The following is a 15,480-nucleotide window of genomic DNA, read 5'->3' on the forward strand; positions in this document are numbered from 1 at the left end:
AAATGTCCGAAGAAAAGAAGGTTATAAAAAAACAGGTGTTACCGTTATTGCCCCTTAGAGGGTTAACAGTGTTTCCCTACATGATTTTGCATTTTGATGTTGGCAGAGTAAAGTCAATTAAAGCTTTAGAAGAAGCGATGATAAATAACCAGTTGATTTTTTTGGTCACTCAAAAGGATGCCAAAAATGATTCGCCGAATCCGGAGGATATTTATACAATTGGCACGATATCAAAAGTAAAACAGCTTTTAAAGCTTCCCGGTGACACAATAAGAGTATTGGTAGAAGGAATAAGCAGGGCGGAAATATGCGAGTTTACACAGATAGAGCCTTTTTTCATGGCTGAGGTTGAAGAAAAAATATATCTTGAAGAAGAGGAAAGCAGCAAGACAGAAATAGAAGCCCTGAAAAGAAGAGTATTGTCTACCTTTGAGGAGTATTCAAAACTCAATAACAAGGTTTCGCCTGAAACCGTTTTGTCCATCATGAGCATTGAAGACGCTGACCAGTTGGCGGATATCATAACTTCCAACTTGATGCTCAAGGTAGAGCAGAAACAGGAGATATTAAACGAGTTTCAAACCGCAATAAGGCTTAGAAAGCTTCTGGAAACTCTCATTAGAGAAATTGACATAATGCAGATTGAAAGAGAGATTAATATAAAGGTCAGAAAGCAGATTGACAAGACTCAAAAGGAATACTATTTAAGAGAGCAGTTAAAAGCCATACAGAACGAATTGGGAGATAAGGACGGTATAACCGGCGAAGTTGAGGAATATAAAAGAAAGCTTGCGGAAGGCAATTTTGGCGAGGAAGTTGAGAAAAAGGTATTAAAGGAACTGGATCGTCTTCTTAAAATGCCTTCAGGGTCTGCGGAAGGCTCGGTTATAAGAACATACCTTGACTGGATATTTGATTTGCCGTGGAATAAGAAAACAGAAGAAATCATAGATTTGGACCGGGCGCAGGAGATTCTTGACGAAGACCACTACGGCTTGGAAAAGGTAAAAGAAAGAATAATTGAGTATCTTGCCATAAGAAAGCTGAAAAAGGATCTCAAAGGTCCGATTCTCTGTCTGGCCGGACCTCCGGGGGTTGGTAAAACCTCAATTGCAAAGTCGATTGCCCGTGCCCTAAACAGAAACTATGTAAGAATGTCTTTGGGAGGAGTTCGGGATGAGGCCGAAATAAGAGGCCACCGCAGAACTTATGTGGGCGCAATGCCCGGAAGGATTGTTTCTGCATTGAAGCAAGCCGGCTCAAAGAATCCTCTTATTCTACTGGATGAAATTGACAAAATGAGCAGTGACTTTAGAGGCGACCCTGCATCGGCAATGCTTGAAGTTTTGGACAGTGAGCAGAATTATGCTTTCAGAGACCACTATCTGGAGCTTCCTTTTGACTTGTCCGATGTATTGTTTATCACTACGGCAAACAACCTTGATACAATACCAAGGCCGCTTTTGGACAGAATGGAAGTAATATCTTTGTCCAGCTACACTGAAGAGGAAAAAGTCCAGATAGCAATGAAGTATCTTTTCCCAAAACAGATTGAGGCCCATGGCTTTAAGAAAAGCAATCTTAAAATAGATGAATCGGCTGTAAGGGAAATAATAAACTGCTATACCAGAGAATCCGGAGTAAGAGCCTTGAAAGGCAAATAGCCAGTGTATGCAGGAAAGTGGCCAGAAAGCTGGTTTCTTCCAATCAAAAGACGGTTAAAATTACTGCAGGTACTGTTGAAAAGTATCTGGGAACGAAAAGATACAGATATGATATGGCAAATGAAAAGGATGAAGTGGGTATTGCTACTGGTCTTGCATGGACACCTGTAGGTGGAGATACCTTGTCCATTGAAGTGACTCTTATGGAAGGCAAAGGCAGCCTCGAGCTTACAGGACAGTTGGGTGACGTCATGAAGGAATCTGCCAGGGCTGCAATGAGCTATATACGTTCAAAAGCAGAGTTTTACGGAATAGACAAGGAGTTTTACAGTAAGTATGATATTCACATACATGTACCGGAGGGAGCTATTCCGAAGGATGGTCCTTCAGCCGGCATAACCCTTGCTACTGCGATGGTATCTGCATTAACCGGAAAGCCGGTAAGAAAAAATGTGGCTATGACCGGTGAGATAACCTTAAGGGGAAGAGTTCTTCCTATTGGAGGCGTTAAGGAAAAGGTGCTTGCTGCCCATAGAGCAGGAATAGACACAATTATAATTCCTGCAGAGAACAAAAAGGATCTCGACGAGATACCTGAAAATGTAAGAAAGGCAATAAAATTTGTTATTGCAGAAGATATGGAAACGGTGCTTAATACTGCACTGGCAAAAAACAAGGCCAAGAGCAGGCAGAAGAGTTTCTCCGGTGAAGAAAAGACTGCTGTACCGGAAGTTCCTCCTCAGATGGAAGAATTGGATCACGGAACGGCAACAATTGAACAGTAAATTTAATATTGTAAATATATAGGTAAATCAATATGCAAAAATATCAAGCAGCTGTTTTATTAACATAAGACGGCTGTTTTTTATGGTTTTTTATTGAAGGATTAGATTTAAAGCAGACTTTTCATATGGATTTTATTTAAGTTAAACAATTGCAGATTCAAATATCTAATGATAGAATTAGAAATGTAGTAAAAAATTGAAACAGGCTGTTAACAATAATGAGGGCAAGCGATGAGAAATGTAATAGACATCTTTTTAAAGTATAAGGAATATGCACTGCTTGTAATAATAGCTGTTTTTGCCAATTTAGTATTTGGAATTGCATATCTATTGAAAGAACAATTCAGTGCTGTAATGAGCGTTGACAGTTTTTTGGTATGGCATAATGTGCTTGAATTTACAAGTGTATTGATTTCCTTTACTGTTTTTGTAGTCTCTTATTATACCTATGAACAGACCGGGAATCTGCGCTCAGTTTTCTTAGGCAGCGTTTTTCTTGGAGTGGGCATGCTGGATGCTTTTCATACATTGAGCTATAAGGGTATGCCTGCGTTTTTGATTGAAAACATCTCTTCAAACAGGGCCACGACGCTCTGGATTATTGCAAGAATATTTACGGCTCTCGGTTTTTTTGTTGCAAGCCACATACCGGTTAATGTCAAGATTCGATTCAACCGAATAATATTCGTTGGTATTCCTTTGTTTATAAGCATTCTGATACTTTATTTGACTACTTATCATCCCGGATTGCTTCCTCCAATGTATATTGAGGGAATGGGGCTTACTCCCCATAAGATTCGGCTTGAATATCTGATTATCATATTGTTTGCCTTGTCTATTTTAATGTTTGTGCGTGAGTACAAAGCATCAAAAAACAAAATGGTGCTTCTTCTGTGTATTTCTCTTGAGATAGCTATTTTCAGCGAAGCTGCGTTTGTCCTATATTTTAATGTTTATGACATATACAATTATTTGGGCCATATATTCAAATTCATAGCATTCTTCATTATTTTCAGAGCTATCTTTATTAACGACATACAGGAGCCTTATAGAAAGCTTTCGAAGGCCAAACAGAAGCTTAGAGAGCATGCCGATAACCTTGATATGATAGTCCGGGAAAGGACCAAGGAGCTGGAGAATTTAAACCAGAAACTTATGGAGGATTTGAAATACGCCCGGGATATACAGAAGTCTGTTTTCACGCTGCGCAATCAGGATTGGGAAAAGGTGCGGTTTGAGGTGAAAAACTATTCCTCTGAAACGGTAAGCGGTGATTTTTGTAATGTCTTTAAGATTGACAATGACAATATAGGGTTTTATATTGGGGATGTATCTGGGCATGGTGTGCCTGCAGCAATGCTGACAATATTTTTGAATCAGACAATAAAGACGCTGATTGAGATGGAAATAAATGAACTTAACATAATCAGTCCGTCGGAAGTTCTGGAAAATATATACCGCTCCTTCAACACTACAAATTTCGATGAACATGTATATATTGTCATGCTATATGCGGTATACAACAAAAACACGCACATTCTGACTTATTCCTCAGCCGGTCTTAACGTCTTGCCAATTTTTATCAAATCCTCAGGAGAAATATCCGAAATAGAAATAAAGGGCTTTCCGATATGCAAATTTATTGAGTTTTATAATGGAGAATATCAGAATCACATGTTAAAGCTCAATAAAAATGACAAAATTTTGTTTTATACCGATGGACTTATTGAAGCCCAGAATACGGACAATAGCTTTTTTGGAGATATGAGATTGAAAAAATTTTGCAGGAAAATCACAATAAACCGGCATCGGAGCTGTCAAGCTTGATTTCAAACAACATTTTCGGGTTCACCGGCGGTAAAGAGATTAAGGACGACATAACATTCCTCTTGATGGAGGTAGTAGAGTGACAAGGAATGTTATGCTAATATTTTTGATTTATATAGCTGTCCACCAAGGAATTTCTTACTTCGTTGATGAATACCTTTTCCTTTATAAGCATGTTTAAAATAGCTTCGCTTTTAGAATGAAGAATGACGTTGTCGTAGTCCAAAAGAACAATCTCAAACAGCTTTCTTTTGAGGTTTTTAGACTTTACTTTTACAAAGTATGCTTCTATTCCTCTAAAGTCCAAAAGTTTAAGAAGCTTTGATGTAACATCATCCTTTTTTGAATAGAAATAGTTGGACTGTTCGAGAAAATCATTTCTGGCCTCATTGTTGCGATTCAAGTCATGGGCCTTTTTTTGATAGTATTTTGCAAGAACATTGTAATACTGATAATTGTATATTGCCTTTTTCACATTATCAATTTTTTGAAAGGGCTTTATATCCAGAGAATTAATGCATCTGTAGTTCGCTTCGATAAATTCCTCTTTTGTCAGGTCCCCTTTAGCATACTGCTCGATAAGGCTTTCCCTGTTTTTTAGAAATTGCTCAAATTTATTCGGTACAATCTTCTTTGATGGCATTTTTATCCAACCTGTCTATATTATAATGTGATAAATTTATTGCGTTGTCTATATATTTAAATATAAAAGCCAAAAAGTAAAGAACCGCTGTTTTTAACCTGGTGATAAGATATGCTCTAATGAACCTGGCTGGACAAAGGAGACAGACTCAAAAATATTATAGATAATCTCCCGAAATTACAGCATCTGGAGATTATCTAACAAAAGTAATCGTATATTGTTTCTACTGCATTATATTCTATTATTTTTTCTGCATGCTCATTTAGGTAGCCTTCGTAAAAGTTGCTGTTGTTTACCTTCTTTCCGAACTCATTCATAATAAGCTCAAATGACTTTAAATTCTCTACAGTCCATGAATTTTTGGTAAGAAGGAGATAATAAACCCCTTTAAGCTTGTACAGAGTGCTTTCACCGGAGTAAATTTGCCTCAATTTTTGGCATAAAAGGCATAAATCATCAAAATTATTAAAGAAATATATAACAATGGAAGATGAAACCCTGTAATTCTTCCTTTTAACCCGAAGATCGGATCTCTTGAATTTATTTTTTATATATTTCTGAATGGACTCAAATTCACCATCTTCATCCAGTTTTGTAATTATAATAACAAAACCTTCGTCAGAATCCGGAATAGCCTCAACACATATCTGAGAATCGGAAGCATCGAAACCGAATTGCATTTCTGCTTGTTCCATCATATCCCAGAATAATTCCTGTGCTGCCGGAGTATTATAATTTAGTGTATCCAAATCAATGTTTCTTTCAACCAAGTCGTCAATCGAGATGGTTACTTTGATTTTATTTTCGTTTATTCTCTCAATTTTCATAAGTATCACCATTAATTCTTTGTAAAATTATATACCCTTATATATATTATACTTCTAATAAATGAAAAAGAGAAGTATAAAAAATTAACAACATATAAAAACTTTAATTAGAAATCTATATAAATAATATTAACTTAAAATGGCATTATAAAAAAATACTGTATTTATCTGTAGATAAAAAATGCAAAGCGAAGAAATACTTCTTGTGAATGAAAAAATAAGCTGTTTTTCAAACGGTATTTATTCAAATAATAAATATAGTTTTACTTTATCCTTGAATTATATCCTGTGCCAAAAGTGATTAAAGAGCCAAAATTACGAACTATAATCGAGGAGATGAAAATATATGGGAAATGTTATAGATAAAACGCAAGCAAAGGAGATTACTGCCACCCTGCCGGAAATTGTATATAACCAAGAAAAAGACTTTTACAGGGCTATTGGTGGAGAATTACGGCTGAAAGCGGAAGGTTTGTTTAAAAAAGCTAAGGAAAAGGGAATATCGATTGAAGATGTTTCGATTAACATTTTAAAGGAAAATCGGGCAGAGTTTCCCGGCCTTGGAGAAGTGGAGCTTCCGACATTCATTGTAAAAATCCGGGGCAGGGATATGACCAGCGGACAAATTATAGTTGATGGAAAGCAAATTGATTATTACAACAGATACCAAAAATATGTGGCTCAAATAATAGAAGAAAAGAATATGGTAAAAGATGAAGAAGCAAAGCACGGCAAAAAGACTATTGTAAAAAGAAAATCCGGAATTTCCCTTACCGATTGGGAAAAATTTGAAATTGCAAGAGATATCATAAATGATAAAGAATTCGGGTTGGAAAAGACTATAACCGGAGCGTGTGACAGGATAATAAGGAAACTCATGGGAGAAAATGATTGGCTGGCTCCTGAAGAGGCAAGGCTTCTTGATGAGGAGTTTACTTCTGTCCAGAACGATATATACAAGGGACAGGAGAAAAAACAGGCAAGATTGGCTAACAACCTGAAAAAGAAAGCAACACCAAGGCAGATTAATTATTTTAAACAGAGAATAAAGAATATGGGTATGAATCCTGATGACCCCGGGGTATTGGCAAGGATTTTCGACGAAACCGGGATAAAACCGGCGGATATAAGTGAATTAAGTATCGGGGATATGAGCAGGATAATAGAAAGTTTAAATAGTGTTGCTCCCAAAATCAGGAACGAAAAAGAGAATATGACGGAAATCAAGGAGCAGTAAAAATTACTATTTAAATCCTGTGGTCAGTATAGTATAATTAGCGAAAATAAATATATAAAAAAGTATATAAGGTAAATGAATTTGTAACAAGAAATTAATCAAAAAAATTCATATTTTGTTGAAATAGGACAGTATGTATGATTATAATATAGTATATGCTTTAGTTTATATTGCAGTCAAATTGGGATGTTCTTTTTAATATCAAATTTGATTTCACTTTATAATCTTAAAAAAGGTTTGTTTGTATGAGGTGGATATGATAGGAATTGTTCTGGCATCTGCATCACCTAGGAGGTCGGAGCTTTTAAGACAGATAGGCCTTGAGTTTGAGGTTGTTCTGTCGGATATAGATGAAAGCAATAAAGAAAATCTTAGAGCTGATGAACTGGTACAGCATCTTGCGTATAACAAGGCTCTTGATGTTGCCAAAAAAGTAGCAGGTAGAGACAACGGAAAAAAAAGATACCTGGTTATTGGTGCAGATACTGTGGTTGTTAAAGACAAAATATTGGGAAAACCTAAAGACAGGGATGATGCCATAAAAATGTTGAAGCATCTTAGCGGCAGCTGGCATGAAGTAATGACAGGCATAGCGATAATTGACACAAATGACTTTAGAAGCATTAGAAGTGTTGAGGTTACTAGGGTAAAGATGAAGGAACTATCGGACGATACGGTTTTGGCATATGTTGATTCAAAAGAACCCATGGATAAGGCCGGAGCGTATGGTATTCAGGAAAAGGGAGCTATGCTTGTAGAACGAATTGAAGGCTGTTATTTCAATGTGGTGGGATTACCGTTGGCAAGACTTGCCGATTTGCTAAAAGGTTTTGGAGTTTCTGTGCTTTAGACAAATTTAGTCTATAACGGTATTAATGTACTACAAAAGATAAATTGGAATTGTTTGGGAGGAGAAAAGTAATGGGCTTTTTTACAAGAGATATAGGAATTGACTTAGGAACAGCAAATACATTGGTTCATGTGAAAGGCAAAGGAATTATAGTAAGAGAACCGTCCGTGGTGGCAATAAATACAAAGAATGGTGAAATACTTGCGGTAGGCGATGCCGCAAAAGATATGATAGGAAGAACGCCGGGAAACATAGTGGCAATAAGACCTATGAAGGATGGAGTTATTGCAGATTTTGAAGTTACCCAAAGCATGCTGAAGTATTTTATTAAAAAGGCTATGTCAAAAGGGGTATTTGGAAAGCCCAGGGTTGTCATCTGTGTTCCTTCGGGTGTTACTGAAGTTGAAAAGAGAGCAGTTGAAGAGGCTACCCTTCAGGCTGGGGCAAAGGAGGCTTACCTTATTGAAGAACCTATGGCAGCAGCTATAGGTGCCAATCTCCCTGTAGAAGAGCCTTCGGGGAGTATGGTTGTCGATATCGGAGGAGGTACTAGCGAGGTTGCGGTTATTTCCCTTGGAGGGATTGTTACCAGCAAGTCCTTAAGAATTGCCGGAGACGAACTGGATGATGCTATTGTACACTACATTAAAAAAGAATATAATTTAATGATAGGAGAGAGGACTGCTGAGGAAATCAAGGTGAGTATAGGTGCTGCCTACCACAGGGCAAAAGAAGATTCTATGGAGATAAGAGGAAGAGACCTTATTACAGGACTTCCTAAAAATATTATTATTACATCATCGGAGGTTATGGAAGCCATAAAGGAGCCGATAAACTCCATAGTAGAGGCAATTAAATATACTTTGGAAAAGACTCCTCCGGAGCTTGCAGCGGACATAATGGACCGGGGAATAATGCTCACCGGCGGAGGAGCTTTATTGAGCGGATTGGACAGACTTATCCGGGAGGAGACGGGTATGCCCGTAACCATAGCCGAAAATCCTTTGGACTGTGTGGCTATGGGTTCCGGAAAGGTGTTGGAAGACATAGAAACATTAAGAAAGGTGTTAATTTCTCCTAGAAAACCTAGATAGAAGGGAGATAATTTCATTGCGTCTTGTTAAAAACAAGTTGTTTATATTGCTGACAGTAACGGTAGCAATTTTGATTATAATTGGTTTGTCTGTTAGAAAAAACAGCAAAGTCAATTCTGTCAGCAATGTTCTTACTGTTGTGCTAAATCCCTTTCAGGAGTTTATAAACTATATCGGGGACAGGATTGAGGGGGCTGCCAAGTATTTGGAGGATATAGAGGCCTTAAATCAAGAAAATGAGGCACTGAAGGCTCGGATCAACGAATTGGAGAAAGAAGTAAAGGAGCTTTCCGATTATAGGGAAAAGAACAAAGAGCTCAAAGAGGCATTGAATATAAAAGATCAATTCAGCGATGTGGAGTTCCTTGGTGCAAATATTATTGCAAAGGATATGGGAAACTGGTTCAATATTTTTACCATAGATAGGGGAATAACTGACGGTATTACTGTCGATTCGGCGGTAATAACAAAGGACGGACTTGTGGGAAGAATAATAAGCGCCGATCTTGTTTCCTCAAAGGTAATTACGATTATAGATGAAGACAGTACGGTAAGTGCCAGAGTGTCCAAGACAAGGGATTTGGTCTTTGTTAAAGGCGATTTGCAGCTTAAAAATCAAGGACTGTGCAGGCTTGACAATATTTTTCCCGACATGGATATAGCGGTTGGAGATACGATAGAGACTTCGGGATTGGGAGGCATATATCCAAAGGGGATTATTATAGGCAAAGTCAAGGAAGTCAGACGTAAATCCAGTGATCTCAGCAGATATGCGATTATTGAGCCTGCCGTTGATTTTAAAAGGCTTGAAGAAGTGTTTGTACTTGAAAACAAGGATAAATTAAAAAAAGTAGGCGAAGGCAACCGATGAGGGTTAAAATAGTATCATATGCTGTTCTTATATTTATTATAGCATTAATTCAGTCAACTGTTTTAGGAAGCATAAGTGTATTTAACGTCAAGCCAAATTTGCTACTGATATTGATTGTTTCTGCAGCACTTTTGGGCAATAATGTTGAAGGTGCTGTAATTGGCTTTATATGTGGATTGACTCAGGATATGCTTTCCGGAAGGGTTATAGGTTTTTATGCCCTGTTGGGTCTATATCTGGGACTTGGAGTTTCTTTCATAAATAAAAGATTGTATAAAGAAAATGTTTTGGTGGCAATTATTACAACTTTTTTTTTCTTCGATAGTATATGAATTTGCTGTCTATTTTTTCAGTATGTTTTTTAAGGGCTCTTTAGAGCTGGTTTTTCCGTTTAAATATGTAATTTTGCCTGAGGCGGTTTACAATAGTATAGTATCAATCGCCATTTTTCTGATAGTTTTGAAGATAAACCGCTGGTCTGAAGAATTGGATAGGCTTTCGAGACGTTATTAGTGCTTTGAACGTAAATTGCTGTTAAAGTGTTGGGGAATAATGAGTAAAAGAAGTGCATGGGGGGTCCCCGGACGTCGGATAATTGAACGGAGGGTGCAAGTATGGGTGAGAAGAAGCCGGAAGATAGAATAGGTGAAAGATATAGAATTATGGTAATTTGCTTTACTCTCATTTTGCCGTAATCGTAGTTCAGTTGGCAAACCTTCAGATTATTAATGGAGAATACTATGATGAAAAATCCCAGACCAAGCTTTTGGCAGAGAGGGATATTATTGCTCCCAGAGGGAAAATTGTCGATAGGAACGGGATACCTATTGCCGTTAACAGGATGGGGTATGCTGTAAAAATTGCAAAAACCAGCATGACGGAAAATGAAAAAAGCGAAATGATACTTAAACTCATAAGTATATTTGAAAAAAACGGCGATTCCTATGAAAAGAATTTAAGCTATTACCTTACGTTCAATCCTATAGCTTTTGGTCCGAGAAACCAGTCTCAGGATGCTCTTCAAAGATGGAAAAAGGACATGGTTGTTAAACCGGATGATATGAAGCTTTTGGAAACTCCTGAGGATGTTTTTAGATATCTGAGAAAGAAATTTTCCGTTGATGAAAAATATACCGATGAGGAAGCATATAAGATAATGACTATAAAATACGATATGCTTATAAAGGGGTATACAGCCACAAATCCTCTGCTTGTTGCAAAGGATGTTAAAGTTGAAACCGTTGCCCAAATAGAGGAAAGGAGTCATGAGTTTCCGGGAGTTCTTATTGACATAATTCCTCAGAGAAAGTATCTCGATGCCGGCTCAGTGCTCATGTGCTGGGATATATAGGCATTATTAGCGAAGATGAGTATAAGAAATATAAAGAAAACGGTTACGGCATGAATGATATGATTGGCAAAGAGGGAATTGAGAAGACTCAGGAAAGTCAGCTTAGGGGCATAAACGGTAGGAAGAGGGTTGAGGTTGACACCAATGGGAGGCTTACGGCAGAGCTTAGCAGCGAACCGGCAATACCCGGCAACGATGTAGTTCTTACTATTGATATGAGACTTCAGAAAGCAGCAATGAAATCCTTGGAAAGCAATATCGAAAGAATAAAATCCAAGGCTGATTATAAGAAGAACTTCGGTGATGCTTTTGCAGGAGCGGCTGTTGCCATTGATGTAAACAGCGGAGAAGTATTGGCTATGGCAAGCTATCCGACTTATGACCATCTGTATTTTTGGCAGGACCGCAGGATAAGGAGGCACAGAAGACGATAAGCAATCTTTTCAGCGACGAAAAGAATAAGCCTTTGTTTAATAGAGCGATACAGGGAAGATATACTCCCGGGTCTACGTACAAACCGTTAAGTAGTATTGCAGGACTTGAAACGGGGGTGATAACCCCTCAAAACAGTTATATTACCGATAGGGGAACTCATGTAATAGGAGGATGGACGTTTAAGTGCATGGAGTATCCTACGTACGGTCATGGAAAAATCGACGTTATAAGGGCTTTGGCTACTTCTTGCAATATCTATTTTCATGAGCTTGGAGTAAAAGTGGGTATTGACAATATAGATGCATGGGCAAAAAACTTTGGACTTGGCGAGTATACGGGTATTGAGCTGCCCGGGGAGCAGAAAGGAATTAGAGCAAACAAGCAGACAAAAAAGGAGCTTAGGAACGATGACTGGAGACCTGCAGATACGGCTCAAAGTGCGATAGGACAGTTTGACAATGCATTTACTCCGATTCAATTGGCAAATTACGTTAGTACCTTGGCAAACGGAGGCAAAAGATACAAACCTCATGTAGTAAAGGAAATACGCAAATATGACGGTTCAACAGTACTAAAAGGAGAACCTGAATACGAGAAACTGTCTATTAAAGAGGAAACAATGAAAATTGTGCATGAGGGTATGTTGGCTGTTGCAAACGCAGAAGATGGAACGGTAAATCAACTTTTTCCGACTTTCCTTTTACAGTAGCGGGAAAACAGGTACTCCGGAGACAGGGCTTGAGCATCTGGGGCAATCGTCAAACGGTGTTTTCATTGCGTATGCTCCGGCCGACAATCCGCAGATTGCTGTGGCAGTTGTGATAGAACATGGTGTCTGGGGTTCGGAGGTTGCACCTGTGGCTAAAGATATTTTAAGGGAATATTTTGGTATGAACAGTGACAGTTTGCCTAAAGACAAGATTGTCATTGACAAGGCAAGTTTTACGCGCTAGTTTGTATATAGGCCGTAGGGAAGCTTAGTAAAAGAGATAAAATGACACATATTGGAGGGTACTTAAATGAATGAGGGTAGTGTTATTTTCAAGGGGTCATTAAACTGTCTTACTATTATAATGAAGGAAGAGGAAGATTATAATTCGATACTCAAGCAAATTGAGGAGAAAATAGCCTCATCGGGAAGATTTTTTAAAGGAGCGACTCTTTCTGTGAAATATAGAGGGAAAAAATTATCGAAAGAAGAGGAAAGAAAGCTTTTTGAATTATTGAGGGATAAAAGCGGAGCAAAGATTAAGAGCCTTGAAGAGGACACGGAAGAGCCTGTAAAAGTTCAACCCGAACAGCAGCCTAGACCCCACACCAAAATAAGAATGAGCAACTATTATTTCAAAGGACTTGAGGAAGGAATTACAAAATTTCATAGAGGAACTGTGCGTTCGGGACAGTTGGTAAGCTTTGACGGAAATCTTGTGATAATCGGAGATGTAAACCCCGGAGGAGAGGTTTGTGCAACCGGACATGTTGTAGTTATGGGTTCGCTTCGGGGCATAGTTCATGCAGGCGCAAACGGAAATAAGGAAGCACTGGTTGTTGCCCTGAATTTGCAGCTACCCAGCTTAGAATAGCTGATGTAATCACTCGTCCTCCCGATGAGAAGGAAACGGTTGGGCAATTTTTTCCCGAATTGGCATATATCAAGGATGATATAGTATATATTGAGAGGTATTTGCCGGCAAGATAAAGCTTTAATACAAAGCATAATATATTATATCTGTAAAAATGAAGAATTGACAAATTAAAAAAAGAAATATATAGTTTAATTAAGAGTCTAAGAGGTTTTTATTCGAAAAGGATTTTATCATTACAGATCATTGTTGGTCATTTGACGATTAGTATGAAAACGGTTTCTGATTATAAATACATACAAGGAGGAACTAGGTTCTTAAATTATTAACGTTCTAAATTGATTACGCGTAGGAGGAATATATATGAGTGAGGTCATTGTAATAACTTCCGGCAAAGGTGGAGTAGGAAAAACCACAACTACTGCAAATATCGGAACCGGATTGGCACTTCAGGGAAAAAAAGTGGTTTTGATTGATACAGATATAGGACTTAGAAATTTGGACGTAGTTATGGGCCTGGAGAACAGAATAGTTTACGACCTTGTGGATGTTATTGAAGGTACCTGCAGAATTAAGCAGGCTTTAATAAAGGACAAGCGTTTTGAAGGACTCTATCTTCTTCCGGCTGCTCAGACAAGGGACAAGTCTGCAGTAAATCCCGAGGGTATGATAAAATTATGCGATGAATTGAGAAATGACTTTGATTATATTCTGGTGGACTGTCCTGCCGGTATAGAGCAAGGATTTAAAAATGCAATAGCCGGAGCTGACAGGGCAATAGTTGTCACAACTCCCGAAGTTTCTGCCGTTAGGGATGCGGACAGAATAATTGGACTTTTGGAAGCAAATGAACTTAAAAATCCAAAGCTTCTTATAAACAGAGTAAGACATGATATGGTAAAGCGCGGCGATATGATGTCGATAGATGATATAATAGATATTCTTGCCATAGACCTTATCGGAGTTGTACCCGATGATGAAAAGATTATTGTTTCCACAAACAAAGGAGAACCGGCAGTTACAGATAATAAATCTATGGCTGGAGAGGCTTACAGGGCAATTACAAGAAGAATAATGGGCGAGGATGTTCCCTTGCTTAATTTAGGTCCGGAAGACGGATTTATGCTTAAGATCAAAAAGTTGTTTGGGTTAAAAGTAAATTGAGAGGATGAGACCTATGTTGCTAGATTTATCAAAATTGTTTAGCCGGTCTAAAAATTCAAAGGATCTTGCCAAGGAAAGGCTTAAGCTGGTACTGATTCACGACAGAGCTAATGTTTCTCCCCAGTTTTTAGAGATGGTTAAAGGAGAAATCATTAAAGTCATTTCGAATTACATGGATGTAGACGAGGATTCACTGGATATTCAGATGACACGGACAAAGAGCGAAGATGGAGATTCGGTTGTACCTGCGCTGGTTGCGAACATTCCGATAAGAAGTGTCAAAAACAGCGGCAAATAAAATATTGGATGGATTCGTATGAATATTGCGTTAATTGCTCACGACAATAAAAAAGAATTGATGGCTTCATTTTGCATTGCATACAGGAGTATATTGAAAAATCATACTCTTTTTGCAACGGGTACAACAGGAGCAATTATAGTTGAAGCTACCGGACTGAATGTCCATAAGTTTTTACCTGGACTTATGGGTGAACAGCAGATTAGTGCCAGAGCGGCCTACAATGAATTGGATCTGGTTATTTTCTTCCGGGATCCCATTAGTGCAAAATCCGATGAACCGGATATACATTCATTGTTAAGAGAGTGCGATATTAATAACATACCTTTTGCAACAAACTTGGGTACTGCTGAAATTCTTATAAAAGGTCTTGAAAGAGGAGATCTTGACTGGAGAGAACTCATTAAAAAGTAAAGCTGCATAAAAAAAGGACTCCGGCATAAAAAGCCGGGTCCTTGTGAAGTTTGACTTTTATTCAAGTCTTGCTTCCAGTTCATCATACACCTGCTCCGGTGTCATTCCGGCAGCATCTATAATAATTGCATCTGTTTCAATATTGTCTATGCCAAGCATGTTTGAATCCAAGCCGGTTACCACAAAAGCGTCGAACTCATCTATAAGATTCGATATTTCTTCTGCGTCTGTTAGGTCGATGTTTTCAACTTCATATCCTTTTTCGGAAAGAAATTCTTCTATAGGTGTAAGATTTTCTTCTACTGCAATTCTTGGTTTCACAATTCCACCTCCCAGTATTTGAAAAATAGCTTGTTTTAGTTTCCAATAATGCTGGAAAGCAGCATCATTTAATATTATCTCTTTCGAAATTATTAATTATAATCGGAAATAAATTC

Annotated in this window: 17 protein-coding genes and 2 pseudogenes; 16 read left to right on the plus strand and 3 right to left on the minus strand. The window is 38.0% G+C overall.

Annotation, left to right across the window (positions count from 1 at the left end; genetic code table 11):
- Window positions 1-2 precede the first annotated feature (2 nt).
- Both lon and JCM21531_RS07355 read left to right on the plus strand, forming a co-directional pair.
- Window positions 3-2,449, plus strand: a pseudogene (gene lon, locus JCM21531_RS07350) (endopeptidase La).
- 231 nt (window positions 2,450-2,680) lie between these two features.
- Window positions 2,681-4,276 carry an MASE3 domain-containing protein gene (locus JCM21531_RS07355; RefSeq protein WP_243467378.1) on the plus strand — a complete coding sequence of 532 codons (1,596 nt, stop codon included), beginning with the start codon at window positions 2,681-2,683 and terminating at the stop codon, window positions 4,274-4,276.
- Between the two features lie 97 nt (window positions 4,277-4,373).
- Here the strand turns inward: JCM21531_RS07355 and JCM21531_RS07360 are convergent, their stop codons facing one another.
- A complete protein-coding gene (locus tag JCM21531_RS07360; RefSeq protein WP_038288741.1) occupies window positions 4,374-4,919 on the minus strand; it encodes a DUF6648 family protein in 546 nt (181 codons plus the stop codon).
- A gap of 197 nt (window positions 4,920-5,116) precedes the next feature.
- Window positions 5,117-5,746 carry an adaptor protein MecA gene (locus JCM21531_RS07365; RefSeq protein ID WP_038288744.1) on the minus strand — a complete coding sequence of 210 codons (630 nt, stop codon included), beginning with the start codon at window positions 5,744-5,746 and terminating at the stop codon, window positions 5,117-5,119.
- Window positions 5,747-6,092: 346 nt separating this feature from the next.
- Between JCM21531_RS07365 and JCM21531_RS07370 the strand changes: the two genes are divergently transcribed.
- The 14 genes and pseudogenes from JCM21531_RS07370 (at window position 6,093) to JCM21531_RS07415 (ending at window position 15,043) form a co-directional block, all read left to right on the plus strand.
- Window positions 6,093-6,983, plus strand: a complete 891-nt coding sequence (locus tag JCM21531_RS07370) for a hypothetical protein (protein ID WP_038288748.1) — start codon at window positions 6,093-6,095, stop codon at window positions 6,981-6,983.
- Window positions 6,984-7,239: 256 nt separating this feature from the next.
- Complete coding sequence (locus JCM21531_RS07375; protein WP_038288750.1) at window positions 7,240-7,833, plus strand: Maf family protein; 594 nt, start codon at window positions 7,240-7,242, stop codon at window positions 7,831-7,833.
- Window positions 7,834-7,904: 71 nt separating this feature from the next.
- Window positions 7,905-8,927: a rod shape-determining protein gene (locus JCM21531_RS07380; protein WP_038288752.1), complete on the plus strand. Its 1,023-nt coding sequence runs from the start codon at window positions 7,905-7,907 to the stop codon at window positions 8,925-8,927.
- 16 nt (window positions 8,928-8,943) lie between these two features.
- Complete coding sequence (gene mreC, locus JCM21531_RS07385) at window positions 8,944-9,798, plus strand: rod shape-determining protein MreC (RefSeq protein ID WP_038288754.1); 855 nt, start codon at window positions 8,944-8,946, stop codon at window positions 9,796-9,798.
- On the plus strand, window positions 9,795-10,130 hold the full coding sequence (mreD, locus tag JCM21531_RS21255) for a rod shape-determining protein MreD (RefSeq protein ID WP_243467379.1): 336 nt from the start codon (window positions 9,795-9,797) through the stop codon (window positions 10,128-10,130). Before mreC ends, mreD begins: the two co-directional genes overlap by 4 nt.
- Window positions 10,131-10,152: 22 nt before the next feature.
- The gene (locus tag JCM21531_RS21260) at window positions 10,153-10,311 is read left to right on the plus strand and encodes a hypothetical protein (RefSeq protein WP_243467380.1); all 159 of its coding nucleotides are present in this window, start codon (window positions 10,153-10,155) and stop codon (window positions 10,309-10,311) included.
- Between the two features lie 157 nt (window positions 10,312-10,468).
- Window positions 10,469-11,149: a hypothetical protein gene (locus tag JCM21531_RS24385; RefSeq protein ID WP_369347593.1), complete on the plus strand. Its 681-nt coding sequence runs from the start codon at window positions 10,469-10,471 to the stop codon at window positions 11,147-11,149.
- Complete coding sequence (locus tag JCM21531_RS24390) at window positions 11,134-11,583, plus strand: hypothetical protein (protein WP_369347594.1); 450 nt, start codon at window positions 11,134-11,136, stop codon at window positions 11,581-11,583. Before JCM21531_RS24385 ends, JCM21531_RS24390 begins: the two co-directional genes overlap by 16 nt.
- On the plus strand, window positions 11,544-12,293 hold the full coding sequence (locus tag JCM21531_RS21270) for a penicillin-binding transpeptidase domain-containing protein (RefSeq protein ID WP_279379002.1): 750 nt from the start codon (window positions 11,544-11,546) through the stop codon (window positions 12,291-12,293). Before JCM21531_RS24390 ends, JCM21531_RS21270 begins: the two co-directional genes overlap by 40 nt.
- A gap of 37 nt (window positions 12,294-12,330) precedes the next feature.
- Complete coding sequence (locus JCM21531_RS23630) at window positions 12,331-12,537, plus strand: penicillin-binding transpeptidase domain-containing protein (protein WP_279379003.1); 207 nt, start codon at window positions 12,331-12,333, stop codon at window positions 12,535-12,537.
- A 66-nt stretch (window positions 12,538-12,603) separates the two neighbouring features.
- Window positions 12,604-13,283, plus strand: a pseudogene (gene minC / locus JCM21531_RS07400) (septum site-determining protein MinC).
- Between the two features lie 247 nt (window positions 13,284-13,530).
- A complete protein-coding gene (gene minD / locus JCM21531_RS07405; protein WP_038288757.1) occupies window positions 13,531-14,331 on the plus strand; it encodes a septum site-determining protein MinD in 801 nt (266 codons plus the stop codon).
- Window positions 14,332-14,344: 13 nt separating this feature from the next.
- A complete protein-coding gene (minE, locus tag JCM21531_RS07410) occupies window positions 14,345-14,629 on the plus strand; it encodes a cell division topological specificity factor MinE (RefSeq protein ID WP_038288760.1) in 285 nt (94 codons plus the stop codon).
- Between the two features lie 18 nt (window positions 14,630-14,647).
- Window positions 14,648-15,043 (plus strand): methylglyoxal synthase, encoded by a 396-nt coding sequence (locus JCM21531_RS07415; protein ID WP_038288763.1) that lies wholly within the window; start codon window positions 14,648-14,650, stop codon window positions 15,041-15,043.
- 57 nt (window positions 15,044-15,100) lie between these two features.
- Here the strand turns inward: JCM21531_RS07415 and JCM21531_RS07420 are convergent, their stop codons facing one another.
- Window positions 15,101-15,364, minus strand: coding sequence for a YkuS family protein (locus JCM21531_RS07420; RefSeq protein ID WP_038288766.1), 264 nt, complete (start codon window positions 15,362-15,364; stop codon window positions 15,101-15,103).
- Window positions 15,365-15,480: the final 116 nt, after the last annotated feature.

Origin of the sequence: Acetivibrio straminisolvens JCM 21531 (genome assembly GCF_000521465.1) — a bacterium.
GTDB lineage: Bacteria > Bacillota > Clostridia > Acetivibrionales > Acetivibrionaceae > Hungateiclostridium > Hungateiclostridium straminisolvens.